The organism is Cellulomonas fimi (assembly GCF_028583725.1).
Taxonomy (GTDB): domain Bacteria; phylum Actinomycetota; class Actinomycetes; order Actinomycetales; family Cellulomonadaceae; genus Cellulomonas; species Cellulomonas fimi_B.
In genome coordinates, this window is the sequence record NZ_CP110680.1 from 2,928,177 (window position 1) to 2,953,712 (window position 25,536).

General features: G+C 74.0%; 23 protein-coding genes. 8 read left to right on the forward strand and 15 right to left on the reverse strand.

The window, feature by feature from the left end; genetic code table 11:
- Positions 1-32: 32 nt before the first annotated feature.
- Positions 33-1,391 carry a nicotinate phosphoribosyltransferase gene (locus OOT42_RS13250; protein WP_273651663.1) on the forward strand — a complete coding sequence of 453 codons (1,359 nt, stop codon included), beginning with the start codon at positions 33-35 and terminating at the stop codon, positions 1,389-1,391.
- Positions 1,392-1,487: 96 nt separating this feature from the next.
- Here the strand turns inward: OOT42_RS13250 and OOT42_RS13255 are convergent, their stop codons facing one another.
- From OOT42_RS13255 to OOT42_RS13265, 3 genes are all read right to left on the reverse strand, one after another.
- On the reverse strand, positions 1,488-1,646 hold the full coding sequence (locus tag OOT42_RS13255) for a hypothetical protein (protein ID WP_168679405.1): 159 nt from the start codon (positions 1,644-1,646) through the stop codon (positions 1,488-1,490).
- Between the two features lie 242 nt (positions 1,647-1,888).
- Positions 1,889-3,700, reverse strand: a complete 1,812-nt coding sequence (locus tag OOT42_RS13260; protein ID WP_273651664.1) for a DEAD/DEAH box helicase — start codon at positions 3,698-3,700, stop codon at positions 1,889-1,891.
- The gene (locus OOT42_RS13265; protein ID WP_124344285.1) at positions 3,697-4,065 is read right to left on the reverse strand and encodes a DUF3039 domain-containing protein; all 369 of its coding nucleotides are present in this window, start codon (positions 4,063-4,065) and stop codon (positions 3,697-3,699) included. The genes OOT42_RS13260 and OOT42_RS13265 overlap by 4 nt, the downstream gene beginning before the upstream one ends.
- Positions 4,066-4,162: 97 nt before the next feature.
- Here OOT42_RS13265 and OOT42_RS13270 point away from each other — a divergent pair, with 97 nt between their 5' ends.
- On the forward strand, positions 4,163-4,528 hold the full coding sequence (locus OOT42_RS13270; protein WP_273651665.1) for a PadR family transcriptional regulator: 366 nt from the start codon (positions 4,163-4,165) through the stop codon (positions 4,526-4,528).
- A complete protein-coding gene (locus OOT42_RS13275) occupies positions 4,525-5,238 on the forward strand; it encodes a hypothetical protein (protein WP_273651666.1) in 714 nt (237 codons plus the stop codon). The genes OOT42_RS13270 and OOT42_RS13275 overlap by 4 nt, the downstream gene beginning before the upstream one ends.
- Before the next feature lie 19 nt (positions 5,239-5,257).
- Here OOT42_RS13275 and nagB read toward each other — a convergent pair whose 3' ends face one another.
- The 6 genes from nagB to OOT42_RS13305 form a co-directional block, all read right to left on the reverse strand.
- A complete protein-coding gene (gene nagB / locus OOT42_RS13280) occupies positions 5,258-6,040 on the reverse strand; it encodes a glucosamine-6-phosphate deaminase (protein ID WP_273651667.1) in 783 nt (260 codons plus the stop codon).
- A gap of 40 nt (positions 6,041-6,080) precedes the next feature.
- On the reverse strand, positions 6,081-7,040 hold the full coding sequence (locus OOT42_RS13285) for an ROK family protein (protein WP_273651668.1): 960 nt from the start codon (positions 7,038-7,040) through the stop codon (positions 6,081-6,083).
- Between the two features lies 1 nt (position 7,041).
- On the reverse strand, positions 7,042-7,989 hold the full coding sequence (locus tag OOT42_RS13290) for a carbohydrate ABC transporter permease (RefSeq protein WP_273651669.1): 948 nt from the start codon (positions 7,987-7,989) through the stop codon (positions 7,042-7,044).
- Positions 7,986-8,927 (reverse strand): carbohydrate ABC transporter permease, encoded by a 942-nt coding sequence (locus OOT42_RS13295; RefSeq protein ID WP_273651670.1) that lies wholly within the window; start codon positions 8,925-8,927, stop codon positions 7,986-7,988. The genes OOT42_RS13290 and OOT42_RS13295 overlap by 4 nt, the downstream gene beginning before the upstream one ends.
- A 115-nt stretch (positions 8,928-9,042) precedes the next feature.
- Positions 9,043-10,365 carry an extracellular solute-binding protein gene (locus OOT42_RS13300; RefSeq protein ID WP_273654842.1) on the reverse strand — a complete coding sequence of 441 codons (1,323 nt, stop codon included), beginning with the start codon at positions 10,363-10,365 and terminating at the stop codon, positions 9,043-9,045.
- A gap of 92 nt (positions 10,366-10,457) precedes the next feature.
- On the reverse strand, positions 10,458-11,645 hold the full coding sequence (locus OOT42_RS13305; RefSeq protein ID WP_273654843.1) for an ROK family transcriptional regulator: 1,188 nt from the start codon (positions 11,643-11,645) through the stop codon (positions 10,458-10,460).
- A 120-nt stretch (positions 11,646-11,765) separates the two neighbouring features.
- On the opposite strand from OOT42_RS13305, the gene OOT42_RS13310 reads away from it, so the two are divergent.
- Positions 11,766-12,818, forward strand: coding sequence for an LLM class flavin-dependent oxidoreductase (locus OOT42_RS13310; protein ID WP_273651671.1), 1,053 nt, complete (start codon positions 11,766-11,768; stop codon positions 12,816-12,818).
- 20 nt (positions 12,819-12,838) lie between these two features.
- On the opposite strand, the gene OOT42_RS13315 is transcribed toward OOT42_RS13310, so the two are convergent.
- From OOT42_RS13315 to OOT42_RS13325, 3 genes are read right to left on the reverse strand one after another with little or no spacing between them, the layout of a single operon-like run.
- Positions 12,839-13,159, reverse strand: a complete 321-nt coding sequence (locus OOT42_RS13315; protein ID WP_273651672.1) for a hypothetical protein — start codon at positions 13,157-13,159, stop codon at positions 12,839-12,841.
- A gap of 35 nt (positions 13,160-13,194) precedes the next feature.
- Positions 13,195-13,731 (reverse strand): OmpA family protein, encoded by a 537-nt coding sequence (locus OOT42_RS13320; RefSeq protein WP_273651673.1) that lies wholly within the window; start codon positions 13,729-13,731, stop codon positions 13,195-13,197.
- A complete protein-coding gene (locus OOT42_RS13325) occupies positions 13,728-14,297 on the reverse strand; it encodes a hypothetical protein (RefSeq protein ID WP_273651674.1) in 570 nt (189 codons plus the stop codon). Before OOT42_RS13325 ends, OOT42_RS13320 begins: the two co-directional genes overlap by 4 nt.
- Before the next feature lie 207 nt (positions 14,298-14,504).
- Here OOT42_RS13325 and pgi point away from each other — a divergent pair, with 207 nt between their 5' ends.
- Both pgi and OOT42_RS13335 read left to right on the forward strand, forming a co-directional pair.
- Positions 14,505-16,175 carry a glucose-6-phosphate isomerase gene (gene pgi / locus OOT42_RS13330; protein WP_273651675.1) on the forward strand — a complete coding sequence of 557 codons (1,671 nt, stop codon included), beginning with the start codon at positions 14,505-14,507 and terminating at the stop codon, positions 16,173-16,175.
- A 249-nt stretch (positions 16,176-16,424) separates the two neighbouring features.
- Entirely contained in the window at positions 16,425-17,768 is a 1,344-nt protein-coding gene (locus OOT42_RS13335; protein ID WP_273651676.1) for a pectate lyase, read from the forward strand.
- 155 nt (positions 17,769-17,923) lie between these two features.
- On the opposite strand, the gene OOT42_RS13340 is transcribed toward OOT42_RS13335, so the two are convergent.
- The 3 genes from OOT42_RS13340 to OOT42_RS13350 form a co-directional block, all read right to left on the reverse strand.
- Entirely contained in the window at positions 17,924-19,183 is a 1,260-nt protein-coding gene (locus tag OOT42_RS13340; RefSeq protein WP_273651677.1) for an amidohydrolase, read from the reverse strand.
- A 90-nt stretch (positions 19,184-19,273) separates the two neighbouring features.
- Positions 19,274-21,931, reverse strand: coding sequence for a multicopper oxidase domain-containing protein (locus tag OOT42_RS13345; protein ID WP_273651678.1), 2,658 nt, complete (start codon positions 21,929-21,931; stop codon positions 19,274-19,276).
- A complete protein-coding gene (locus OOT42_RS13350) occupies positions 21,928-23,151 on the reverse strand; it encodes a hypothetical protein (protein ID WP_273651679.1) in 1,224 nt (407 codons plus the stop codon). Before OOT42_RS13350 ends, OOT42_RS13345 begins: the two co-directional genes overlap by 4 nt.
- A gap of 86 nt (positions 23,152-23,237) precedes the next feature.
- Between OOT42_RS13350 and OOT42_RS13355 the strand changes: the two genes are divergently transcribed.
- Positions 23,238-23,957: a helix-turn-helix transcriptional regulator gene (locus OOT42_RS13355; RefSeq protein WP_273651680.1), complete on the forward strand. Its 720-nt coding sequence runs from the start codon at positions 23,238-23,240 to the stop codon at positions 23,955-23,957.
- Between the two features lie 245 nt (positions 23,958-24,202).
- Complete coding sequence (locus tag OOT42_RS13360; protein ID WP_337251873.1) at positions 24,203-25,510, forward strand: MFS transporter; 1,308 nt, start codon at positions 24,203-24,205, stop codon at positions 25,508-25,510.
- Positions 25,511-25,536: the final 26 nt, after the last annotated feature.

Here is a 25,536-nt window from a genome sequence, read left to right on the forward strand (position 1 = left end):
CCGCCCGGTCCCGGGCGCCCTACGTTGGCGGCATGACGCACCCGCAGCCCGCCGCCGTCCCCGTGACGTCGCTGCTCACCGACCGCTACGAGCTCACGATGCTGCAGGCGGCGCTCGCCGACGGCACCGCGCTCCGCCGCTGCGTGTTCGAGGTGTTCACGCGCCGGCTCCCGCCCGGCCGCCGGTACGGCGTCGTCGCCGGCACGGGCCGGCTGCTCGAGGCGCTGCCCGCGTTCCGGTTCACGTCGCGCGAGCTCGACTGGCTGTCCGACGAGGGCGTCGTCGACGACGCGACGCTCGCCTTCCTCGCGGACTACCGGTTCACGGGCTCGGTCCGCGGGTACGCCGAGGGCGAGGTGTTCTTCCCGCAGTCGCCGCTGCTGGTCGTCGAGGGCACGTTCGCGGAGGCGGTGCTGCTCGAGACGCTCGCGCTGTCGATCCTCAACTACGACTCGGCGGTCGCGTCCGCGGCGTCACGCATGACGAGCGCCGCGGTCGACCGCCCCGTGCTGGAGATGGGCGCGCGCCGCGCGCACGAGGAGGCGGCCGTGTCCGCGGCCCGCGCCGCGGTCGTCGCGGGGTTCGCGGCGACGTCGAACCTGGAGGCGGGACGGCGGTACGGGCTCGAGACGATCGGGACCGCGGCGCACGCGTTCACGCTCCTGCACGACGACGAGGAGGCCGCGTTCGCGGCGCAGGTGGCGGCCCAGGGGCCGGGCACGACGCTGCTCGTCGACACGTACGACGTGCGGCGGGGCGTCGAGCGGGCGCTGGCGGCGGCCGGCACCGGGCTGGGCGCGGTGCGGCTGGACTCGGGCGACCTCGGGGTGCTCGCGACGGAGGTGCGGGCGCAGCTCGACGCGGCGGGGGCGCACGGCACGCGCATCGTCGTGACGTCGGACCTCGACGAGTACGCGATCGCGGCGCTCGCCGCGGCACCGGTCGACGTCTACGGGGTCGGGACGTCGGTCGTGACGGGCTCGGGTGCGCCGACGTGCGGCATGGTCTACAAGCTGGTCGCGCGCGAGGGGCGGGACGGGGCGCTCGCGCCGGTCGAGAAGAAGTCGTCGGCGAAGACGAGCGTCGGGGGCCGCAAGACCGCGGCGCGGCGGCGGGGGCCGGACGGCCGGGCCGCGGAGGAGGTGCTGGTGACGGGTCCCGACGACGCCGTGGCGTCGTGGGAGCCGGAGGGCGCCGACCTGCGGGCCCTGCACGTGCCGCTCGTGACCGAGGGCGAGGTGGACGCGTCGTGGACGGGTCCGGAGGGGGTGCGCCGGGCACAGGAACGGCACCGCGCCTCGCGGGACGAGCTGCCGCGCGGTGCGCGACGGCTGTCGGCCGACGAGGCCGCGGTGCCGACCGTGACGCTGCGGCTGGCCGGACGGGACTGAGGGACCGTCCGGCCAGACCGCTGCGCGGGGACCAGGCCGCGGGCGAGCGGCGGGGCGCAGGGGGCTAGGCCCTCGCCGCTCGCGCCCGCGGCCGGGTCAGATCCGGGCTCGGCCGCGACCGCGGCCGACCAGCCCGAGGATCAGGCTGACGACCAGGACGGCGATACCGATCCACAGGAGGAACTCACCGACCCCGGCGAAGCCGAGGATGAGGAGAACCGCTCCGACGAGGACGAGGATGAGCCAGCTGGGCATGGTGCGACCCCTTTCTTCGTGGTCACCGTGAGCGTCCGGGGGAACCCGGCGCCGTGAAGCACGGGGAAGACGTTGCCGAACGGGTGACGGGCCCGCACGTCGAGAGGACGAGTTGCGGGCGCGCCGGTCGCTGCTATGTGGTCGCGCGTCCAGCGCGCTGACCTGGGCTGATGAGAGGATTGACACCGTTTCACATCGTGAGACAGGGGTTGCCTCGTCTCAACGTCGAGGCGTAACGGCCGTCACCGCTTGCCGACGAACCAGCCCCGGAGCATCTCCACGCGCGCCGTGAGCTGCGCCGGGTCCGCGAGCGCGACCTCCGGCCCACCGCACCGCCGACGCAGCTCCGCGTGCACGGCACCGTGCGGCTGCCCGCTGCGCCGCGACCACGCCCCGACGAGCTGCGCGAGCTCCTTGCGCAGCTCGGCCTGCTTGCGGTGGTCCATCTCCTCCACGGGCGCCGCCTGCGTCCGGCGCCGGCCCTTGAGCTGGTCCGCCTGCCGCTGGCGCAGCAGCGCCGACACCTGGTCGGCGTCCAGCAGGCCCGGCAGGCCGAGGAAGTCGAGCTCCTCGTCCGAGCCCACCGCGGCCTCGGTGCCGAACTCGCCGCCGTCGAACAGCACGCGGTCGAACGACGCCTGTGCCTCGAGCGCCACGAACGTGCCCTGCTTGCCGTCGGGCCCGACCGCGTCGGGACCGTTCTGCTCGGCGTTCGCGGCCGCGAGCAGCGCGTCCTCGGGGTTGTACTCCAGCCCTTGCTCCTCGGCCGTCTGCGGCCGGTCCAGGGCGTGGTCGCGCTCGAGCTCGAGGCTGCTCGCGAGGCCCAGGAGCTGCGGCACCGACGGCAGGAACACCGACGCCGTCTCGCCGCGCTTGCGGGCCCGCACGAACCGCCCGACGGCCTGCGCGAAGAACAGCGGCGTCGCGGTGCTGGTCGCGTAGACGCCGACCGCGAGGCGCGGCACGTCGACGCCCTCGGACACCATCCGGACCGCGACGAGCCAGCGCGAGTCGCCCGCGGAGAACTCGTCGATCCGGTCGCTCGCGCCGTCGTCGTCGGACAGCACGACCGTCGGCGACTCCCCCGTGAGCCGCGCGAGGTGGCCGGCGTACGCGCGCGCGTCGGTCTGGTCGGTCGCGATGATCATCGCGCCCGCGTCCGGGACCGCCCGCCGCACCTCGGTGAGCCGCCGGTCGGCGGCCGCGAGGACGCTGGGGATCCACTCGCCGTTCGGGTCCAGCGCGGTCCGCCACGCCTGCGCGGTCATGTCCTTGGTCAGCGGCTCGCCGAGGCGCGCGCTGACCTCGTCGCCCGCGCGCGTCCGCCAGCGCATCGAGCCGCTGTACGACAGGAAGATCACGGGCCGCACGACGTGGTCGCGCAGCGCGTCGCCGTAGCCGTAGGTGTAGTCGGCGACGCTGCGCCGGATCCCCTCGTGGTCGCGCGCGTACTCGACGAACGGGATCGCGGCCGTGTCGGAGCGGAACGGCGTCCCCGTGAGGCTCAGCCGCCGCGTTGCGTCCTCGAACGCCTCGCGCACCGCGTCGCCCCACGACAGCGCGTCGCCGCCGTGGTGCACCTCGTCGAGGATGACGAGCGTCCGCTCGGCCGTCGTCCGCGCCGCGTGCAGCGCGGGCTTCGACGCGACCTGCGCGTACGTGACGGCGACACCGTCGAACCCGTGGCCGTGCCGGCCCTGCGCGTTCGAGAAGTTCGGGTCGAGCCGGATCCCGACGCGCGCCGCGGCGTCGGCCCACTGCTTCTTCAGGTGCTCCGTCGGCGCCACGACCGTGACGCGACGCACGACGCGGGCCTCGAGCAGCTCGGTCGCGATGCGGAGCGCGAACGTCGTCTTGCCCGCCCCGGGCGTCGCGACCGCGAGGAAGTCACGCGGCGAGCGCTCCCGGTACAGGTCCAGCGCCTCGGCCTGCCACGCACGCAGCTTGCCCGCGGTCCCCCACGGCGCACGCCCGGGGAACGCCGGCGGCAGGTGGGAGGCCGCCGACGTGGACGCGTGGGACGTGGTGGAGGACGGGCGTGCGGCCGCGCTCACTTGCCGCCGCGGCCGAAGCCCCAGCGACGACCCCCGCCCGAGCCCTCGGAGCCGCCGTCGCCGGACGCACCCTCGCCGTCCTGCGGGTCACGCAGCCCCTCGTAGATCTCCTTGCAGACGGGGCACACCGGGAACTTGTTCGGGTCCCGGCCCGGCACCCAGACCTTGCCGCAGAGCGCGATCACGGGCTTGCCGCTCATCGCGGACTCCATGATCTTCTCCTTGCGCACGTAGTGCGCGAAGCGCTCGTGGTCGCCGGGCTCGACCTGCTCGTGGGTCTCCTGGCGCTCCAGCACGCTCGTCGACGTGCCCTGGCCCGGGTCGTTCGGGTCGGCGGGGCCGGTCGGCGGGAGGGGCTCAGTCATGCGCAGGAGTCTACGTCGCAGCGCCCACGCGACCGTGAGCGACACCGGTCGGCGGACTAGGTAGACAGCCTGCCTAGGTAGCCGTACTGTCTAGCGCGTGACGACGACCCCCTGGCCCGGCGAGTGGCTGCGCGGCGTCCTCGACCTGTGCGTCCTCGCCGTCCTCGCCGAGGGCGAGACGTACGGCTACGCGCTGGCCGCCCGGCTCGACGCGCTGGGCCTCGGCACGATCAAGGGCGGCACCCTCTACCCCCTGCTCGCGCGGCTCGAGCAGGCCGGGCAGGTCACCACGCGGTGGGAGCCCGGCGAGGGCGGCCCCGGCCGGAAGTACTTCGCGCTCACGTCCGCGGGACGCACCGCGCTCGCCGCGCGCGCGGACGCGTGGCGGACGTTCGCTGCGCTCACCGTCGAGCTGACGTCCGCGGCCGACCGCCGCGACCGCACCGAGGAGGCACGCGCATGACCGACCCCGCCACCACGTCCACGCTGGTCCCGGAGCCGTGGCGCACCACGTTCGTGCTCGAGCTGCGCGAGCGCGGCGCCGACGGTCGTGTCGTCGGCGAGGCCCTCGCGGAGGTCGAGCAGTTCTGCAGCGACAGCGGGCAGTCCGCGGTCGACGCGTTCGGTGACGCCCGCGCCTACGCGGCGAGCCGGGTCGACGCCCCCGCGCGGCGGTTCGGCGGAGTCGGGCGCGAGCTCGTCCCGACCGCGGTCGGCGTCGTCGGGATGCTCCTCGTGCTGTGGGCGGTCGGCGCCGACGGCCCGACGCTCGACGTCACCGTCGGCCGCTCGCTCGTGCCGCCCCTGCTCGTCGGCGGGGCGGTCCTCGCGGTGCACGTCGCCGTCCGCAGCCGCCTGGCCCTCGCGGGGACCGTCGCCGCGCTGCTCGTCGCGGTCGTCGTCCTCGACCGCGTCGCGACCGCGTCGCTCGTCACGACGACGCCCGCCGTCGCGGCGCTCGTGGGCACCGCGCTCCTGCTCGGCGAGGCGGGCTGGCAGACGTGGACCGCGATGCGCCGGCCCGAGCCCGTCGTGGTCGTCGCACCGGGGTCGGACCCGCGCGACGAGCGCCGCCGCAACGTGCGCGCGGGGGTCGCGCTCGCGTGGCTGCTTCCGGCGATGACCACGGTCGCCTCGGCGTTCTCCGCGCTCGTCCGCGCGCTGCTGCCGTGACGTCCGGCGCCCGAGCGCGTCAGAGCCCCTGCCAGCCCGGCTTCGCCGCGTACGTCTCGCGGTAGTAGTCCGCGAGCTGCAGGCGCGACGCGGCGGCGTCGTCGACGAGCACCGTGACGTGCGGGTGGTGCTGCAGGACCGTCGCCGGCCACATCGCGCTCACCGGCCCCTCGGCGAGCTGGTGCACCGCCTCGGCCTTGCCCCGGCCGGTCGCCAGGAGCACCAGGTGCCGCGCCGCCATGATCGTCGCGAGCCCCTGCGTGAGGCAGTGCGTCGGGACCTGGTCGACGTCGCCGCCGAAGAACCGCGCGTTGTCCTCGCGGGTCTGCCGGGTGAGCGTCTTGATCCGCGTGCGCGACGCGAGCGACGAGCCCGGCTCGTTGAACGCGACGTGCCCGTCCGTGCCGATGCCGAGGATCTGCAGGTCGACCCCGCCCGCGTCCGCGATCGCCTGCTCGTACGCCGCGCACGCGGCGGGCACGTCGGTCGCCAGGCCGTCGGGTCCCTGGACGGCGCCGTCCGCGAAGTCGACGCGGGACGCGATCTCCTTCTCGATGACGTTGCGGTACCGCTCCGGGTGGTCGGCGGGCAGGCCGACGTACTCGTCGAGCATGAACGCGCGCGCGTGCGCGAACGACAGCCCCTCCTCCGCGTGCCGGCGGGCGAGCTCGTCGTAGACGGCGAGCGGGCTCGACCCCGTCGCGAGCCCGAGCACGGCGGTCGGCCGTGCACGCAGCAGCCGCTCGACCGCGTCGGCCGCGATCCGCGCGAGCTGCGCCGCGGGCGCGATGACGACCTCCATCAGCGTTCCTCTCGTCGGGCCGCGACGGTACCGCGGCCGGTCATGCGTCGTACTCGCCGCGGCCGACGAGAGCGGCGCCGACGGCCCCGACGGGGACCCCGTCCGGCGCGAGCGTCACCCGGTCGGCCAGGCGCATCGACGCGAGGAACGGCGACGTCGCAGCGGCCGCGTCGAGGACGCCCCGCACCGCGTCGAGCAACGGCGGGCCGACGGCGCTCACGCCGCCGCCGATCACCACGTGCCGCACGTCGCACGTGAGCACGAGGACGCGCACCCCGGCGGCGACGGCCGCGGCGAACTGGTCGCGCAGCGCGACCGCCTCCGGGTCGCCGTCCGCGGCCGCGGCGAACACCTCGGCCGGGGCCGGGGCTCCCGTGCGGCTGGACCACGCCGCGTCGAGCGCGGACCCCGACGCGTACTGCTCGAGGCAGCCGGTCTGGCCGCACTTGCACGGCAGGCCGTCGGGCACGAACGTCAGGTGCCCGATCTCCCCCGCCGCGCCCTGCGACCCGCGCCGCAGCCGGCCGTCGAGCAGGAGCCCGGCGGCCAGGCCGGTGCCGAGCGCGAGGAACGCGAGGTCGTGGTGCGCGTCGTCCGCGCGCGGCTCGACGAACCGCGCCGCCCCGACGACGGCCGCGTTGAGGTCGTTCTCCAGGCGGACCGGCACCGTGCCGAGCCGGTCCGCGACCAGAGCCGCGAGCCCGACGCGCTCGTCGATCCCCAGGTTGACGGCGTGCTCGACCGTGCCCGCCGCGACGTCGACGACGCCCGGCAGGCCGAGCCCGACGCCGACCAGGTCGTCGACCGCGACGCCCGCGAGCGCCGCGAGCTCCTCGACGGCCGCGACCGCGCCGGCGACGACGCCGTCGAGACCGCGCACCGTCCCCGCCTTCACCTGGTGCCGGACCGCGCCCGACGGGTCGAGCACCACCCCCAGGACCTTGCTGCCCCCGATGTCCAGCCCGACGGACCAGCCGCCGGACCTCACCCGCACGTCCACGTCAGCCCTTCACCGCGCCCGCCACCAGGCCGGACGTCATCTTCCCCTGCACGAACAGGAAGAACACGATCACGGGGACCGCGATGATCGCGGCACCCGCCATGACGACACCCCAGTCGGTCGCCCGGTTGGCCTCGACGAGCCCCTGGAGCCACAGCGGCAGGGTGCGCTGGGTCGGGTCCGTCATGACGACGAGGGCGAGGGTGTACTCGTTCCACGCCTGCAGGAACCCGTAGACGCCGGAGGCGACCAGGCCGGGGGCCAGCAGGGGGAACGTGATGCGGAAGAACGCGCCGGTGCGGGACAGCCCGTCGACCATCGCGGCCTCCTCGAGCTCGATCGGCACGCCCGCGACGAAGCCGCGCAGCATCCAGATCGTGAACGGCAGGATCGCGGCCGTGTAGACGAGCGCGAGGCCGCCGACGCGGTTCACGAGGTCCCAGCCGTCGAGCAGCTGGTACTGCGAGATGAACAGGCCCTCGGCGGGGATCATCTGCACCACGAGGATCGTGAGGATGAACGACTTGCGGCCCTTGAACCGGAACCGGCTCACCGCGAGCGCGGCGAGGAACGCGAAGACGAGCGCGGCGACCAGCACGATCACGACGACCGACAGGGACACGCGCATGGCGGCCCAGAACGAGTCGTCGTTCACGACGCGGCGGAAGTTCGACATGGTGCCGCCGAACGGCAGGAACGTCGGGTCGGGTGCCTGCAGCTTGTTGAGCGGCAGGAACGCGCTGTTGATCATCCAGTAGATCGGGAACACCCAGACGACCGCGACGAGCACCGCGACGAGTCCCAGCACGCGGCGCGCGAGCGGGCTCTGCGTGCGGCCGGACTCCTTCGACGGCCGGCGGCGCGGCGCGCGGCGCGCGATCGCGTCGGTCGCGGCGGGGTCGGGCACCCCGTGGGGCGCGGGGGCGGGGGGCGTGGCGAGCGCGCTCACAGCTCGTCCTCCTTGAGCATCTGCCGGATGTAGAACCCGGTCAGGGCGAGCGTGATGACGAGCATGATCGTGGCCAGCGCACCGGCCTTCGAGAACTCGTCGGAGTACGAGTAGATGAGGGTGCCGAGCAGGTTCGTCTCCCGCGTGGGCGCACCGGCGCGCTGCAGGACGTAGATCTGCGTGAACACCTTGAGGTCCCAGATCACCTGCAGCAGCAGCACGATCGACAGGACGGGCCGCATGATCGGGATCGTGATGCGCCAGAAGCGCTGCCGCGCGGAGGCGCCGTCGAGCTGGGCGGCCTCCATCGTCTCCTCGGGGACCTGCAGCAGGCCCGCGTAGACGGAGAACACGACGAACGGCACGGACATCCAGACGACGATCACGGTCGCGACGACGTAGAACGACAGCGGCTCGACGATCCAGGAGTGCCCGGCCATCGAGTCGACGCCGAAGACGTTGACCAGCACCCAGTTGATGACGCCGTACTGCGTGTCGAACAGCCACTGCCAGACGGTCATCGACGCGAGGACGGGCGTGCCCCACGCGAGCAGCAGGGACACCTGGAGCGTGGTGCGCGCGGCGCGGCCGACGCGGGCCATGAGCACCGCGAGCGCCATGCCGATCACCATCGTGAGCGCGGCGTTGACGAGGCAGAACGCGATGGACCGGGCGATGACCGTCCACACGTAGGGGTCGGACAGCAGGTCGGTGTAGTTCGCCAGGCCCACCCACTCGGCGGGCTGGCCGAACTGCTGGCGCAGCCCGTACTCCTGGAAGGAGATGACGAACTGCCGGACGAGGGGGTAGCCGAGGGCGACGGCGATGACGGCGGCGGCGGGGACGAGCAGTCCGTAGACGCCGAGCCGGGGCCGGCGACGCCGGACGGGTGCGACCGGGGCGTCGGGCGCATCCGTCGCGAGGGCGGTGGCTGCCATGCGGGAGAGCTCCTTCGAGGGTGCGGCCGGGCCGGGGGCTGTGCGCCGGCGGCCCGGCCGCGCCTGACCGGGGCCGGCCGGGTCCGTCCGTGACGGGGCCCGGCCGGCCGGTGGATCAGTTGAGCGTGTCCTCGAGGAGCTGGTCCGCGTCCGCCGCGGCCTGCTCCACGGGGGTGCCCGTGGCGATCTTCTGGAAGAAGTCCTCCAGGATCCGGTCGCCCTCGACGTCGGCCCACTTCTCGGCGGCCGGGGTCAGCTTGGCGTTGATCGCGGCCGAGACGGCGGCCTGGGCGTAGACGTCGTCACCCATCGACGACGTGTACTCGGTGTTGCCCGGGATGAGGCCGTTCTGGCCGAGCATCTCCTGGAACTCGGGCGAGTAGATGATGCGGATGAGGTTCTTCGCGAGCTCCTGGTTCTTCGACTTCGCGGCGACCGCGATGTTCGAACCGCCCGCGAAGGCCGTGGCGAACTCGCCCTCGGTGTTGCCGGGCATCGCGAAGATGCCGGTGTGCTCCTCGTTGCAGGCCTGCTGCTCGCCGCGGAGCGCCTTGGCCTCGTCGGACGTGTCGTCGGGGTCGACGCCCTTGTTGCACTGCGGCAGGTCGATGCTCCAGCGCGCCCAGGTCGGCGCGGAGAACATCGCGGCCTGGCCCGCGTTGAACGGGACCCACGGCTCGTTCGAGTCGGCGTCGGCCGGCGCGTTGGTGGCGTTCGCGAACAGGTCGGCGACCTGCTCGAGACCGTCGACCGACTTCGGGTCGGACAGCGCGCCCTTCCACTGGTCACCGTCCTGCACCGCGAAGTCACCGCCCGCGGTGTAGAGCCACGTCGCGCCGTTGTACCAGTCCTGGCCCGGGAACCAGAACCCGGAGACCGTGTCCGACTGCAGCTTCTTCGCGGCCTCGCCGAACTCCTGGATCGTCGTGGGGACCTCGACGCCCGCGGCGGCGAACATGTCCTTGTTGTAGAACACGGCACGCGCGCCCGAGTAGTACGGCAGGGCGTAGTTCTTGCCGTCCACCTTGCCCGCCTCGACGAAGCCGTCGAGCAGCTTGGCGCCACCGACCTCCTCGTAGAGGTCGCTGATGTCCGAGAACGCGCCCGCGTAGGTGAACGTCGCGGACTGGGTGTTGCCGATCTCGACGACGTCCGGCGTCTGCTCCTCGGAGGCGAGCGCGGTCTGCAGGCGCGGCACGAGGCCGCTCCAGTCCTGCTCCTCGATGACGAGCTTCGAGCCGGGGTTCTCCTTCTCGAACGTCGTCACCAGGTACTCGCGGAGCGCGTCACCGGTGTCGGTGCCGTTCAGCCACAGCTTGATCGTGGCGGGCGCCGGGGTGCCACCGTCGGTCGTGTCGTCCGAACCGGTGTCGTCGCCGGAGCTGCACGCCGTGAGGGTGAGCGCGGCTGCCACGCCGACGGCCGCGAAACGTAGCATCTTCACGTTGGGGTTCCTCCCGTGAGCGAGGCGAGCGCCGAACGGCGTCGCCGGGGTGGTGATTCCGACTGCAACGGGTCGGCTCGGGGTCGTCACGTGACCCCGAGCTGACCTGACAGGACGAGGACCGTCGCGCCGGCGAGAGTCCCGTCCTCGTCGAGCGAGCCCATCCGCAGCGCCAGCCCGTCGCCGATGACGGGCATGGTGCGGGTGCGGAGGGTGGCGAGCGCCGACTCGCGGAGAGGGCCGTCCAGCAGCTCCGAGGGGCCGGAGAGCAGGACCTCCGCGAGGTCGAGCGCGCTGACGACGGGTGCGAGGGCGATGCCCAGCAGCCGTCCGACCGACGCCAGCTCGGCGTCGGAGTCCTGGGGGTCGCGTCCGGCGGTGCGGCGGCGCAGCGCGGGGACGGAGAGCACGGTCTCGAGGCAGCCCTCGCGCCCGCACGCGCAGGGCGCGGGACGCTCGGGGGTGTCGGCGTCGAGGACCGTGACGTGGCCGATCTCGCCCGCCGCGTGGTGGCGGCCGAGGACGAGCGCGCCGTCGACGACGATGCCCGCGCCCACGCCCTGCCCGACCGTGACGACGATCGTGCCCTTGCCGCTCGCGTCGCCGTAGGTGAACTCCGCGAGCGCGCGCGTGTTGGCGTCGTTCGCGACGTGCACGGGGACGCCGAGCGACGCGGTGAGGCGCTGCGCGAGCGGCACGCCGTACCAGCCGCGGTTGGGCGCCTGGACGACGACGCCCGCGGGGTCGATGACGCCGGGCGACGCGATGCCGACACCGATGACGGTGCGCTGCGCGGCGCCGAGCAGGTCGCGGCACAGCGCGTCGAGCAGCTCGACCGCGTCCTCCCCCGTGCGGCCGTCGAGCGGGACCGACCGGCGGGCGACGACGCTGCCGTCGAGGTTCATGACCGCGCCGTGCAGGCGGGTGTCGTCGGTGAGGTCGACCGCGACGACCTGGTACGCCTCGGTGCGCATCCCGACGAGCGTGGCCGGCTTGCCGACCTTGCCCTCGGCGCGGACCCCGAGCTCCTCGACCAGGCCCTCCCCGATGAGCTCGGCGACGAGGCCGGAGACGGTGACGCGGGTGAGCCCGGTGCTGCGCGCGAGGTCGGCGCGCGACGACGGGCCGACGTGGAAGAGGTGCGCGAGGACCATCGACCGGTTGTGCGCGCGGCCGTGCTCGGGCAGCGCCTTGGCCGTGGGCCGCAGCGCGCGCCCGACCGGCCGGGCGGTCCCGCTGCCGGCCGCCGAGCCGGGCGTGGTGGTCGTCGTCACGTTTGTTAGTAGAGCGTCCTTACTAATCTCGGTCAAGTGTCCATCTGTGACCGTGACCACATCGTGACCGAGCGTTCACACGTCCGGAACACCGTCGCCGCCGGTCACGTTGGACGACGCATGGAGCTCGGCCTCTACACCTTCGGCGACATTCACCCGGATCCCGTCTCCGGCGCGACGACCTCTCCCGCTCAACGGCTGCGCGAGATCCTCGAGCGCATCCGCCTCGCCGAGGACGTCGGCCTCGACTACGTCGGCATCGGGGAGCACCACCGGCCCGACTACGCGATCTCCTCCCCCGCGACCGTGATCGCCGCGGCGCTCGCGCAGACGTCGCGCATCACCGTCGGCTCCGCCGTCACCGTGCTGTCCACCGAGGACCCCGTCCGCGTGCACCAGCAGTTCTCGACCATGGACCTCTACTCCGGCGGCCGCGTCGAGCTGCTCGCCGGACGCGGCTCCTTCATCGAGTCCTACCCGCTGTTCGGTGCGTCCCTCGACGACTACGACGCGCTCTTCGACGAGAAGATCGGCCTGCTGCTGCGCCTCGACGAGGCCGAGCGCACGACGTGGTCGGGCCGGTTCCGCGCGCCGCTCGACGACGCGCTCGTCCTCCCCCGCCCGCTCGACAAGCCGGGCCTCGGCCCCCACCTGCGCATCGCGATCGCCACCGGCGGCAACCCCCGCTCGTCGGCACGCGCGGGCATGCTCGGCCTGCCCGTCTCCTACGCGATCATCGGCGGGCAGCCCGCGTCGTTCGCGCCGCTCGTCGACCTCTACCGCGAGTCGTACGCAGCCTCGACGCGGCCCGGCCGCCCCGAGCAGCCGTTCGTGTCCGTCGCCGGCATGGGCTTCGTCGCCGACGACCCGCGCGCCGCGCGGGACTTCTTCTACCCATACTGGCACGACTCCCTCCGTCGGATCGCGTCCGAGCGCGGGTTCGCGCAGCCCAACCGGATCGCGTTCGAGTCGCAAGCCGCGCGCGGCGGCGCGTACGTCGTCGGGCACCCCGGGGAGGTCGCCGAGCGGATCGTCGCGCTGCACGGCGTGCTGCACCACGACCGGCAGGCGTTCCAGATGGACCTGTCCGGCGTCCCGCACGCCGAGTCGATGCACGCGATCGAGCTGCTCGGCACGCGCGTCGCGCCCTTGGTGCGGGACGCGGTCGGCTGACGCCCTCGGGCCCCGCGCGGTCAGACCCGGGCGCGCGTGACCGACGGGCGGTCGACGAGCGCCCAGGTGACGGCCGCCAGCGCCACGGCCACGAGCGCGACGGACGGCCACGCGCCCAGGTGCGGCGCGAGCAGGTGCGAGACGACGAAGCACGAGGCCGCGACGACGAGCACCACCGCGGTCCGCAGGGATCCCGCCGGCCGCCACGCCCGCACGGCGCACCACGCGCCGCCGGCCAGCAGCACCGCTCCCCCGAGCGCCCGGACGTCGGTGGCCTGCGCGACGGCGAACCCGACGACGAGCGTCAGGGCGGCGATCAGCGCCGTGGGGACCCGGTGCACGCCGTCACCCTACGGCGCTCGCCACGGGCCTCGGGTCAGGCCGTCGCCCACCGGATCTCGACGCGCCGGTTGCGGGCCATCGCCTCCGGGTCGGGCGCTCCGCCGGCGTACTCCGACGCGAGCGGCTCGCTCGACCCCGCGCCGCCGACCGCGAGCACGAGGTCGGGCCGCGACGTCCGCAGGACCGCCGCGACGGCCTCCGCGCGGGCGCTCGACAGCGGCAGGTTGATCGCGTCGCCGCCGCGCGAGTCCGTGTGGCCGACCACCGACACCTGCGCGCCCTGCGGCACCTGCGCGGCCTGGGCCTCGACCGCGGCGAGCGCGGCGGCGTCGAGGTCGGCGCTGCCGAACGCGAACAGCACGTCCGAGCCGATCGTCAGCACGGTCGTGGTGCCGTCCTGCTGCGGCGGCTCGACGGCCTCGACGGACCCGTCGGTCGAGTAGCGGTCGATCGACTTCTCGATCGTCGCCGCCGACGGCTCGGGGGCGTCCGAGCGGTCCGTGTAGCCCGCGGGGACGACGGCCAGCGGGAGCGCCAGACCGGCCGCGACGGCGAGGTGCAGGGCGCTCACGACGCCACCGGGATCGCGGGCAGCTCGACCGACCACTCGTCGATCGTGAACGTCAGCTCGTCGACGTCGTCCTCGGGTGCCGCGTACACGAACCACGACTCCATCGGCTCGCCGTCGCGCGTGACGGCGTCGTCGTTGGTCAGCCAGTCCTGCGCCCCCTCGCCCTCGATCACGGAGTAGCGCTTGAGGTTCTGCCGGTCGAGGAGCACCGGGTGCAGGAAGAAGAAGTCGTTCATCTCGGAGAGCGTGACCTCGTCGTCGGCCTTCGCCAGGTGCGGCGTGAACGCGACGCGCAGCGTCATCGTCGAGCCGTTGCCGTCGAGCGTGAGCGAGCGCACCGCGACGTCGACGGTGCCGATCCCGTTCGGGAGGGTCGCCTCCGCCTCCGCGACGGTCGTCAGGTCGCCACCCGCGCCCGCGTCCGCCGACGCGCTCGGGGACGCGCCCGTCGGACTCGGGTCGGGGTCCGAGCCGCCCGTGCAGGCGGCCAGCGGGGCGGCGAGCACGAGAAGGGCGGCGAGCGTCGCACGACGGCGCGCGGGATGAGGGCGGGTCGGCTGGGGCATCCCGCGATGATGCCCGATCCGTCCGGTTCCCCCGCGGCCGTCCCACCGGCCGCCCGTCGCCGTCACCCGGACGGAGGACCCGCGACCGTACCCGGTCGGACCAGCGTCGGCACCGACGGACGTCCTGTGCGGCCTGGTGACCGGCCGGGCTAGGTTGGGACGGCCAGCGCGGTCGCGCACCCATCACCCGCTCCGAGAGGGAGACCCGTGTCCTCGCACCCCATCGACGCCACCAGCACGAGCGCGTGGCAGGACCTGTCCGCGCACGAGGCCGAGCTGCACGCCGACCTGCGCGGCTGGTTCGCCGCGGACCCGGCGCGTGCTGAGCGCCTGTCGTTCCCGCTCGCCGACCTGCACGTCGACCTGTCGAAGAACCTCGTCACGGACGAGACGCTCGCGCTGCTCGTGCGGCTCGCCGACGAGGTCGGCCTGAGCGACCGGCTCCAGGCGCAGCTGCGCGGCGACCACATCAACGTCACCGAGGACCGTGCGGTGCTGCACACCGCGCTGCGCCGGCCCGCGGGGGCGTCGCCCGCGCTGGTCGTCGACGGCCAGGACGTCGACGCGGACGTGCAGGCGGAGCTCACGAAGATGTACGCCTTCGCGGACCGCGTCCGTTCCGGCGCGTGGACCGGGGTGACCGGCGAGCGGGTGCGCACGGTCGTCAACATCGGCATCGGCGGCTCCGACCTCGGGCCCGTCATGGCGTACGAGGCGCTCAAGCCGTACGTGCAGGACGGCCTCGAGGTGCGGTTCGTGTCGAACATCGACCCGACGGACCTGGCGGAGAAGGTCAAGGGCCTCGACCCCCGCACGACGCTGTTCATCGTCGCGTCGAAGACGTTCGGGACCCTCGAGACGCTGACCAACGCGCGCCTCGCGCGCGACTGGCTGTGGCGCGAGCTCGGCACGGAGGACACCGACGAGGCCCGCAACGCCGCCGTCGCGCAGCACTTCGTCGCGGTGTCCACGGCGCTCGACAAGGTCGCGGCGTTCGGCATCGACCCCGCCAACGCGTTCGGCTTCTGGGACTGGGTCGGCGGCCGGTACTCGGTCGACTCGGTGATCGGCACGTCGCTCGCGATCGCGATCGGCCCCGACGCGTTCCGGGACTTCCTCGCGGGCTTCCACGCGGTCGACACCCACGTCGCCACGACGCCGTTCGCGCAGAACGTGCCCGTCCTCATGGGCCTGCTCAACGTCTGGTACGTCAACTTCCTCGGCGCGCACACGCACGCCGTCCTCCCCTACGCGCAGTACCTGCACCGCTTCCCGGCGTACCTGCAGCAGCTGACGATGGAGTCGAACGGCAAGTCGGTCCGCTGGGACGGCACGCCCGTCTCGACGCAGACCGGCGAGGTGTTCTGGGGCGAGCCCGGCACGAACGGCCAGCACGCGTTCTACCAGCTCATCCACCAGGGCACGCGGCTGATCCCGTCGGACTTCATCGCGGTCGCCAACCCGGCGCACCCGCTGAAGGACGGCGAGACCGACGTGCACGGGCTGTTCCTCGCGAACTTCTTCGCGCAGACGAAGGCGCTCGCGTTCGGCAAGACCGCCGACGAGGTGCGCGCCGAGGGCACCGCCGAGGACATCGTCCCCGCGCGCGTGTTCTCCGGGAACCGGCCGACGACGTCGATCCTCGCGCCGTCGCTCACGCCGTCGGTGCTGGGCCAGCTCATCGCGCTCTACGAGCACATCACGTTCGTGCAGGGCGTGGTGTGGGGCATCGACTCGTTCGACCAGTGGGGCGTCGAGCTCGGCAAGAAGCTCGCGCTCGAGATCGCGCCCGCGGTCGAGGGTGACGCGTCCGCGCTCGACGCGCAGGACCCGTCGACGAAGGCGCTCATCGCGAAGTACCTCGAGCTGCGAGGCTGACGCGACCGTCTGGCGAGGGGCGCCGTCCGGATCACCGGGCGGCGCCCCTCGGCGCGTACCGGCGACGTCGGTGCACGTCAGCGCCCGGCGCACCGTCGGCGTGGCGGCCCGGCACAGCCCGGGACGCAGTCGACGTGGGTATCGAAAGTCTGGACCGGTAGAGCCATGAGAAACGTCTCATAGCGCTCCCGCTGGGCGATTTGCGGTGGTTGGGTGTCCCAGCAACCGCTTTCCAGACCGGAGGTCTCCATGACATCCCGCCCGACCACGCGCCGCGCCCGCCAGGCCGTCGCGCTCGCCGTCGCCGGCGTGCTCGCCACCGCGACCGCCTTGGCCGTCGCCCCCGCCGCGTCCGCGGCGACGCCCGACGGCAGCGCGACGTACGTGCTCGTCAGCCGCAAGAGCGGCAAGGTCGTCGACGTGCAGGGCGCGTCGACGTCCGACGGCGCCGCGGCCGTGACCGCGAACCGCACGGACGCGACCTCGCAGCAGTGGCAGTTCGTCTCCGTCGGCAGCGGCTGGTACGAGCTGCACAACCGCGCGTCCGGCAAGGTGCTCGCCGTCGCGTCGGCCAGCACCTCCGACGGCGCCGCGCTCGTGCAGGCGACCGACCAGAGCAGCTGGTCCCAGCAGTTCTCGCTCGTCGACCAGAGCGACTACGTGCGCCTCGTCAACCGGAACTCCGGGAAGGTGGTCTCGATCGCGGGCGCCTCGACGTCCGCGGGCGCCCCGATCGTCCAGCTCACGGACGGCAAGTCGTACCACCAGCAGTGGCAGCTCGTGAAGGTCGGCTCGGGCAGCACGCCGACCGCCACGTCCACGCCGAAGCCGACCGCCACCGCCACGTCGACCCCGAAGCCGACGGCGACCGCGACGTCGACGCCGAAGCCGACGACCACCTCGAACCCCGGCTCGTTCCCGTCGTGGCCGACCGCGAAGGGCGAGAAGAAGGTCTCGTCGACCATCTCCGTGAGCGGCACGCTCGACGGCGGCCTGGTCCGCTACTACGGCATCTCGTCCGGCGGGCAGAGCGAGTCGCAGCCGCCGATGTTCCTGCTCTCCGACGGCGCCGTCCTCAAGAACGTCATCCTCGGCTCGGGTGCGGGCGACGGCGTGCACTGCACCGGCACGTGCACGCTCGAGAACGTGTGGTGGGAGGACGTCGAGGAGGACGCCGCGACGCTCAAGGGCTCGTCGTCGTCGCAGGTCATGACGGTGAACGGCGGCGGCGCGCGCTCGGCGTCGGACAAGGTGTTCCAGCACAACGGGCCGGGGAAGTTCGTCATCAAGAACTTCCAGGTGTCCGACTTCGGCAAGCTCTACCGGTCGTGCGGCAACTGCTCCAAGCAGTACGCCCGCACGGTCGTCGTCGACAACGTGCAGGTCACCGCGCCGGGCAAGTCGCTCGTCGGGATCAACTCCAACCTCGGCGACAAGGCGACGCTCACGAACGTGACGATCGTCAACGACTCGTCGAAGAAGATCGCGATCTGCGAGGAGTACAAGGGCGTGACCTCGGGCGAGCCGTCCAAGATCGGCTCCGGCCCGTCCGCGGCCTGCGGCTACTCGACCTCGTCGATCACCTACCGCTGACGCGCTCGGGCGCGCCCGGGTGACCGGAGCCGCCCGACGCCACGCACCACCGACGGCACCGTCCCACGCTCCCGGGACGGTGCCGTCGGTCGTCGCACGCCGGACGTGAGCCGACGGCCGGCATCGCGCACGACGCGCCCCGCGCGCGGCCGGTGTCAGTGCGAGAAGCGCTCCGCGCGCTCGACGACGCGTCCCCGGTGGGCGGCGTCGTCCCAGGTGTAGACGGTGCGGCCGTCGATGAGCACGTGCTCGGCCCGCGCGTGCACGTCGAGCGGGTCACCCGACCACACGACGACGTCGCCGTCGCGGCCGGGCTCGAGCGCACCGACGCGACCGTCCAGCCCGAAGAACGACGCCGGGTTCGTCGTGAGCGCCTCGAGCGCGGTCTGGCGCGGCAGGCCCTCCTTCACGGCGAGCGTCGCCTGGTGCACGAGGAAGTGGATCGGCACGACGGGATGGTCGGTCGTGATGGCGACCCGCACGCCGGCCGCCGCGATGGCCGCGAGGTTCTCGATCGCGCGGTCCCGCAGCTCGACCTTGGACCGGCTCGTGAGCATGGGGCCGAAGATCACCGGCACGTCACGCTCCGCGAGCACGTCGGCGATCTTGTGCGCCTCGGTGCCGTGGTTCACGACCAGGCGGTAGCCGAACTCGTCCGCGAGGCGCAGCGCGGTGGCGATGTCGTCGTGCCGGTGCGTGTGCTGGTCCCAGACGAGCTCGCCGTCGAGCACGCGCGCCAGCGTCTCCATCGCGAGGTCGGCGGCGAACGGCTCGCCCTTGGTCGCCGCCGCGGCCCGCGCGGCCGCGTAGTGCCGGGCCTTCGTGAACGCCTCCCGGATGACCAGCGCCGTGCCGAGCCGCGTCGACGGGAGCTGCTTGCGCTCGCCGTACACGCGCTTCGGGTTCTCGCCGAGCGCCGAATTCACGCTCACCGACGCCGAGATCACCTGCTCGTCGACCGTGCGGCCGCCCCACGTCTTCATCGCGACCGACTGGCCGCCGATCGGGTTGCCCGAGCCGGGCTTCACGACGACCGACGTGATGCCGCCGACGAGCGCGTCGCGGAAGCCCTCGTCCTCGATGTTGACCGCGTCGACCGCGCGCACGCCCGCGGTGTTGGGCGTGACCATCTCGTTGGTGTCGTTCCCGGCGGCGCCCTCGCCCTCCTCGTGCAGGCCGACGTGCGCGTGCCCGTCGACGAACCCGGGCAGGACCCAGCGCCCGGTCGCGTCGATCGTGCGCGTGCCCTCGGGCACCTCGACGTCCGCACCGACCGCCGCGATCCGGCCGTCGACCACGAGCACCGTGCCGCCCTCGACCGGCGGACCGGACACCGGGACGACGTACCCGCCGGTGATCGCGACGGTGCGGTCCGGACGGTGCGCAGGGGACGGCGACGGGGTCGTGGAGGCCATGCCGTCCACCGTACGTCGCCGCCGCCCGACTCCTCGGGTCGGGAGGCGGCGGGACCCGGCGCCGGCCCGGGGGTGCGCCGGCGCCGGGCGTCAGGGAGCGGTGACGACGAGCCGGCCGGACGCGCCGGCCTCGGCGTCGCTCATCGCGTGCGACACGAACGGGTAGGTGCCGGGCTGCGGGATCGTCAGCTCGACGAAGCCGCCCTCGGCGGGGGCGAGCGACAGCACCTGGGCGCCGCCCGTGCCCGTCGAGCCGCCGTCGCGCAGCACCCAGTCACCCTCGCGGTACACCGTGTCGAACTGCGCCCCGACCACGTGGAACGCCGACGACAGGTTCGGTCCCGCGTCGAGCACCCAGAACCGCAGACGCTCGCCCTCGGTCACCTCCAGCGGGCGGTCGCGGTACTGGTGCGCGTAGCCGTTGAGCACGACGAGGTCGGGCACGCGCGTCGCGATGCGCGCCGGGTCCGCGACACCGCCCTGCGGCCCGAGGTAGAGCTCCGACTGCACGACGACGTACTCGTGGTCGACCGGCGGCAGCCCCGGCGGATCGATCACGACGGCCCCGAACATCCCGTTGGCGATGTGCAGGCTCATCGGCATCGTCGAGCAGTGGTACATCCAGATGCCGCTGCGTGTGGCCGTGAACGAGAACGTGAGCGACTCCCCCGGCGGGATCGTGCGCATCGTGTCGTCGGGGACGAGCTCGCCCGCGTGGAAGTCGATCGAGTGCCCGATCGAGCCGTCGTTGACGAGCGTGATCTCGAACCGGTCGCCGACCTGGCCGCGCAGCACCGGACCGGGTGCCGTGCCGTCGAACGTCCAGAGCGTCTGCGTGACGCCGGGCGCGACCTCACGCTCGACCTCGCGGACCGTGATCGTGCGGCGGTGCGTGCGGCCCGCGGGCTCGGACGGCGGTGCGGCCGCGTCGCGCGCGACGAAGCCGTCGGCGGGGGCGGCCATGAGGTCGAGGTCCTCGGCTGCGGACGGGCCGGTGGCGGCGTCCGTCGGGACGTGACCCGCGTGGCCCGCGTGCGCGCCGCCCGCCTCGTCGCCGCCCGTCGTGCCGTCCGCCGTGACCGTCCCGCCGACGGCGACGATGTCGAGCGTCATCCCCATGTAGCGGTGCCCGGCGACCGCGCACCACGCGTCGACCGAGCGGCCGACCACGCCGACGTCGAGCGTCGCCTGCTCCCCGGGGCCGATCCGGCCCGTCGTCGCGCCCGTCGCGAGCGTGAGGTCGTGCACGTCGTCGTCGGTGTTGACGAGCTCGATCACGAGCCGGTCGCCCGCGGGCACCTCGATGCGGTCGGGCGAGAAGCGCATGTCGCGCGCCTCGACCTGGACGGTGGTCGTGCGGCCCGTGGGCGCGACGCCGTCCGCGCCGGCGGCGGACACGAGGCCGATCCCGGCGGCGGGCGGGTCGAGGGCGACGCCGACCGCGACGACGAGCGCGAGCACCCCGACGCCGACCGCGGCCGCACCCGAGCGGTGCCGGCGCGGCTCGACGACCGGCGCGGCACCGACGGCGGACCGCGGCACGGGCGCGGGCGGCGTGGCGCGGCGTGTGACGAGCGCGGCGCGGACCGCGAGGACGAGGAAGGTCACGAGCGCGCCGAGCACGACGAACGAGCACACGACCCGGACGGCCGCGGGCACGGGGGCGACGTAGACGAGCAGCCCGCCGTTGACGAGGACGAGCCGGACGAGCGCACCGCGGTCGAGCTCGGCCGCGGTCGCGCGGGCCGTCGACGGGCCGCCGCCCAGGACGACGGACAGCAGGTACGACAGCGACCCGACGAGCACCTGCGCCGCGAACCCGACCGCGAAGGGTGCGACGAGCACCTTCACGTCGTCGACCGCGGCGGCCCACGACGGCGCGGTCGCGACGATCGCGCCGTACGCGAGCGTGCAGCCCACGAGCCAGAGCACCGCGGCCCCGACGGTCCACGCCGCGTACGTGCGGGGCGCCGCCGTACGTGCCTGGTCCACCATGGACCGCGCGATGACGGCGACGCCCGCGACGACGACCAGGCAGCCGACGCCGACGAGCGGGCGCCGCCCGGTCGCCGACCCGGCGCCGAGCACCGCGATCCCGGCGAGCACGACGGGCAGCGCGCGCGGCGCAGCCTTCTCCGCACGCTCGTCGATCCGGGCGTGCAGCACGGTCGGCCACAGCACGACGAGCGTGCCGAGCACCGTCAGGCCGACCCAGCCCAGCAGGTTGAGCGCGACGTGCGCGACGTACGCGCGACCGTGCGCCTCGTCGGCCAGGTCGCCGCGCGCCATGAGCACGCCCAGCGTGACGCCGACCGGGAGCAGCGCGCTCGCCGCGACGTAGTACCGGACCATCGGCCCGAACCGCGAGGGCAGCGCGCCGCGACCCTGCCGCGCGAGGACGACGACGTGCGCGACCGCGCCGGCCGCGACCAGCACGCCGCCCGCGACGACCAGCGCCCAGACGGACGCGAGCAGCCCCGCGACGACGAGCACCGCGCCGAGCGTGTGCGCCGCCAGGCGGGCGGTGTGGCCGCGGCGGCCGCCCGGGGCGGGGCGGCGCAGCAGCGTGTCGGCGAAGTGCTGGCTCCACACGAGGATCGCCGTGCTCACCGCGCCGAGCAGCAGCAGGTGCACCATGAGCCACGGCGCCGCGGGGACGTTGCGGTGCACGAGCGTCGCGACGACCGCCGTGACGAGCCACGCGCCGACGAGCGCGTTGGCCCGCAGGTGCCACGACGCGCGGGTCACGCCGTCACCTCCGCGGTCTCGTCCGCGGCCTCGTCCACGGTCTCGTCGACGCGGGAGGTCGTGGTCGGGAGCCCCGCCGCGCGGTCAGCGGGAACGGCGACGGGGCGGTCGGGGTGGCCGACGTCGCGCGTCGGTCCGGGGCGGGGCCGTCGCGCCGCGCGGGCGGACAGCACCGCGACGACCGGGAACGCGAGGACGGCGAGGATGTTGCCGACGCCGCCGACCTGCACGACGACCGGCAGGTCGCGCGCGTCACCGACGGCGACCCGTAGCGCGAGCGTCAGGTGCAGCGCGACGAGCGGTCCGTACATCAGGGGGCGATACGGCAGCGCGCGGCGCAGCACGGCGGGCAGGATCACGGGCGCGTGCGCCATGACCATCGAGATCACGAACCCGAGGAACACGGCGTGCAGCACCGCGTCGTACCCGGGCCCGGCGAGCTGCGGACCGCCCACGAGCCACAGCGCGCCCGCGACGGCGAGCCACGCGTACCCGGCGAGCATCGCGACGGCCATGAAGCGCGGCAGGCCGGTGGCCCGCACGGTGCGGCGCGCGACGTCGTACCGGACGAGGAAGGCGACGAGCACGAGCAGCACGACGCCCAGGGCCGCGTACCCGACGGCCGGCCACAGCAGCGCGAGCGCGGCCGCGACGGGGAACGCGAGGGACGCCCCCACGACGCCGCGCTCCGCGACGGGCGGCGGTGCCGCGACGCGCATGAGCTCGAGCCGCTCGCCCGCGACGGTCAGCACGAGGAACCCCACCCACCACGGGACGAGCCGCGGGACGGGGACGTCGCCGAGCCAGAGCACGGCCGACCCGACCGCCATCAGCGCGCCGAGGCCCTGCACGGCGACCGCGGCCGCGGCCTGGCGTCGCCACACCGCGCCGTACAGGCCGACGAGCGCGACCGCCCCGCCGAGCTGCGCGGCACGTCCGGCGGCGAGCGGCAGCGGCGACAGCAGCAGGAGCCCGCCGACCCCCAGCAGCGCGGGGGCGGCGTAGCCGAGCAGGCGCCCGACCGCGACCGCGCGCTCGAGCGCGACGAGCGCACCGACGAAGCCGAGCACCATGAGCGCGCCGTGCACGTCGGGCAGCCGTTGCGTCGAGACGGGTGCCGGGAGCCCCAGCAGGACGAGCGCGGCGTCGAGACCCGCGAGCAGCGCGACCGCGACGGGGACCAGGAGGACGGTCCGTCCGCGCAGGCCAGGAGTATTCACGGCTCGACCGTAGATTTACGTCCCTGGCCTGCGGATGGGACGGAGGTCCCGAGCCGGGTACGTCACTCCGCCTCGATGATCGGCGCATGTCCCGACGCACCGCAGCGGCCCGCACGCTGGGCTCGGGCAGCCGCGTCGACCTGCTGCACCTGCTGCAGAGCGGCGGCCCGCAGACGGTCGGCGAGCTCGCCGACCGCACCGGCCTGCACGAGAACACCGCACGCGAGCACCTGCAGCGCCTGGTCCTCGACGGGTTCGTGCACCGCGAGCCCGAGGTGCGCACGACGCGCGGCCGGCCGCGGATCGTCTACCGGGCCGTGACCTCGCAGGACGTGCGGACCGACCCGGTCGCCGCCCGCCGGCTGGAGGACGCGATCGCGGGCGCCGCGCTCAGCCGCGTGCTGCTCGCCGGGTACGGCAAGCCCGTCGCGTCGGTGCCCGAGACCGCCCGCGCCGCGGGCCGCGAGCTCGCGGCCCGCGCGGTCACCGCGGTGCACCCGCCGGCGCCGCGCACGTCGCCCGACGCGCCGCCCGAGCAGCGCCAGCTCGACGCACTGTCCGCGCACCTCGACCGGCTCGGCTTCGACCCCGACCTGGAGGACGACCCGCTGCGGTTCCACCTGTGGCGGTGCCCGTTCCTCGACCTCGCCCGCGAGCGCCCGGACGTCGTGTGCAGCGTGCACCTGGGCCTCGCGCAGGGCGTGCTCGACGCCGTCGGCGGCCCCGTCGAGGCGGCGGAGCTCCACCCGTTCGTCGAGCCCCACCACTGCGTCCTCAACCTCCGGTCGGCGACCTCCTCCTGCTGACCGCGACGCCCCGTGCGCCGGCTCGCCGCCGCGACACGGTCGTCACCGCCGCCGAACGCACCATCACACGCGTCTCGCCCGCCCGGGACGCGCGTGACGTTGCGTTCGCGGTCCGTTCTCCGGCCGAGCGGCTTTTCCACGGCACTCCTGGTGGAGCGGCCGCCGGGTGGGTCGCGATGCTCACGCCGAGGGGACCGGCACCGGTGCCCGGCGCCACACCCCGGCGCACGCACGAGGAGGACCCTATGGCGGCAACGACGGCGCTCGCGCCCGACCTGGCGAACTGGAACCCCGAGGACGAGTCCACGTGGGACAAGAAGCTCGCGTGGCGCACGCTCTGGATCACGACCTACAACCTGACGCTCGCGTTCTGCGTCTGGTACCTCGTGAGCGCGATCGCGCCCCGGCTCAACGTCATCGGGTACGACCTGTCGAAGGAGCAGCTGTACTGGCTGGTCGCGATCCCGGGGCTCGCGGGCGGGCTGTTCCGCATGGCGTACACGTTCCTGCCGCCGATGCTGGGGACGCGCACGCTGGTCGGTGGCACCGCGACGCTCATGCTGCTGCCGATGGCCGGCTGGACGATGGCGGTCCGCGACCCGTCCACCCCGTACGCCATGCTGCTGCTGCTCGCGGTCGCGGCGGGCATCGGCGGTGGGGCGTTCGCGGGGTTCATGCCCTCGACGAGCTACTTCTTCCCGAAGCGGATGGCGGGCACGGCGCTCGGCCTGCAGGCGGGCCTCGGCAACTTCGGCGTGAGCCTCATCCAGTTCCTCGTGCCGTGGGTCATCGGCTTCGGGCTGCTGGGCACGGCGGCGCTGACGCCGCAGCAGAAGGCCGAGGGCGGCCAGATGTGGCTGCACAACGCGGGCCTGGTGCTCGTGCCGTGGGTGCTGCTGGGCATCGGGCTCGCCGCGCTCTACCTCAAGCGCGTGCCGGTCACGGCGAACATCCGTGAGCAGCTCGACATCTTCCGCGACAAGCACACGTGGTTCATGACGGCGATCTACGTCATGACGTTCGGCGCGTTCTCCGGGTTCGCCGCGCAGCTCGGCCTGCTGACGCTCAACCTGTTCGGCGGGTTCGAGCACGCGCCCGACCCGCTGAAGTTCGCGTTCCTCGGCCCGCTCCTCGGCTCGATCACGCGCGCCGCGTGGGGTCCGCTGTGCGACCGGTTCGGCGGCGCCGTGTGGACGCTCGTGTCGGGCATCGGCATGACCGTGAGCACCGTCTTCACGCTGTTCTTCCTGCGCCCGACGGACACGGCCTCGTTCGGCTGGTTCCTCGCGGGGATGCTGCTGATCTTCACGTTCGCGGGCATCGGCAACGCGGGCACGTTCAAGCAGATGCCGATGATCTTCGACCGCCGGCGTGCGGGCGGTGTCATCGGGTTCACGTCCGCGTGCGCGGCGTTCGGCCCGTTCCTCGTCGGCATGGCGCTGTCCGCGTGGTCGCCGACCGCGTTCTTCGTCGGCTGCGCCGTCTACTTCGCGGCCTGCACCGTCCTGACCTGGGTGCAGTACGCGCGTCCCGGCGCCCCGCGCCCCAGCTGACCCGGTCCGCCCTCGCCCCCCGGAGG

Bases quoted from the DNA above. Each gene is read 5' to 3' on its own strand.
- OOT42_RS13250 (WP_273651663.1), top strand. From the start codon at position 33: ATGACGCACCCGCAGCCCGCCGCCGTCCCCGTGACGTCGCTGCTCACC.
- OOT42_RS13255 (WP_168679405.1), bottom strand. From the start codon at position 1,646: ATGCCCAGCTGGCTCATCCTCGTCCTCGTCGGAGCGGTTCTCCTCATC.
- OOT42_RS13265 (WP_124344285.1), bottom strand. From the start codon at position 4,065: ATGACTGAGCCCCTCCCGCCGACCGGCCCCGCCGACCCGAACGACCCG.
- OOT42_RS13275 (WP_273651666.1), top strand. From the start codon at position 4,525: ATGACCGACCCCGCCACCACGTCCACGCTGGTCCCGGAGCCGTGGCGC.
- nagB (WP_273651667.1), bottom strand. From the start codon at position 6,040: ATGGAGGTCGTCATCGCGCCCGCGGCGCAGCTCGCGCGGATCGCGGCC.
- OOT42_RS13295 (WP_273651670.1), bottom strand. From the start codon at position 8,927: ATGGCAGCCACCGCCCTCGCGACGGATGCGCCCGACGCCCCGGTCGCA.
- OOT42_RS13300 (WP_273654842.1), bottom strand. From the start codon at position 10,365: ATGCTACGTTTCGCGGCCGTCGGCGTGGCAGCCGCGCTCACCCTCACG.
- OOT42_RS13310 (WP_273651671.1), top strand. From the start codon at position 11,766: ATGGAGCTCGGCCTCTACACCTTCGGCGACATTCACCCGGATCCCGTC.
- OOT42_RS13325 (WP_273651674.1), bottom strand. From the start codon at position 14,297: ATGCCCCAGCCGACCCGCCCTCATCCCGCGCGCCGTCGTGCGACGCTC.
- OOT42_RS13335 (WP_273651676.1), top strand. From the start codon at position 16,425: ATGACATCCCGCCCGACCACGCGCCGCGCCCGCCAGGCCGTCGCGCTC.
- OOT42_RS13340 (WP_273651677.1), bottom strand. From the start codon at position 19,183: ATGGCCTCCACGACCCCGTCGCCGTCCCCTGCGCACCGTCCGGACCGC.
- OOT42_RS13355 (WP_273651680.1), top strand. From the start codon at position 23,238: ATGTCCCGACGCACCGCAGCGGCCCGCACGCTGGGCTCGGGCAGCCGC.
- OOT42_RS13360 (WP_337251873.1), top strand. From the start codon at position 24,203: ATGGCGGCAACGACGGCGCTCGCGCCCGACCTGGCGAACTGGAACCCC.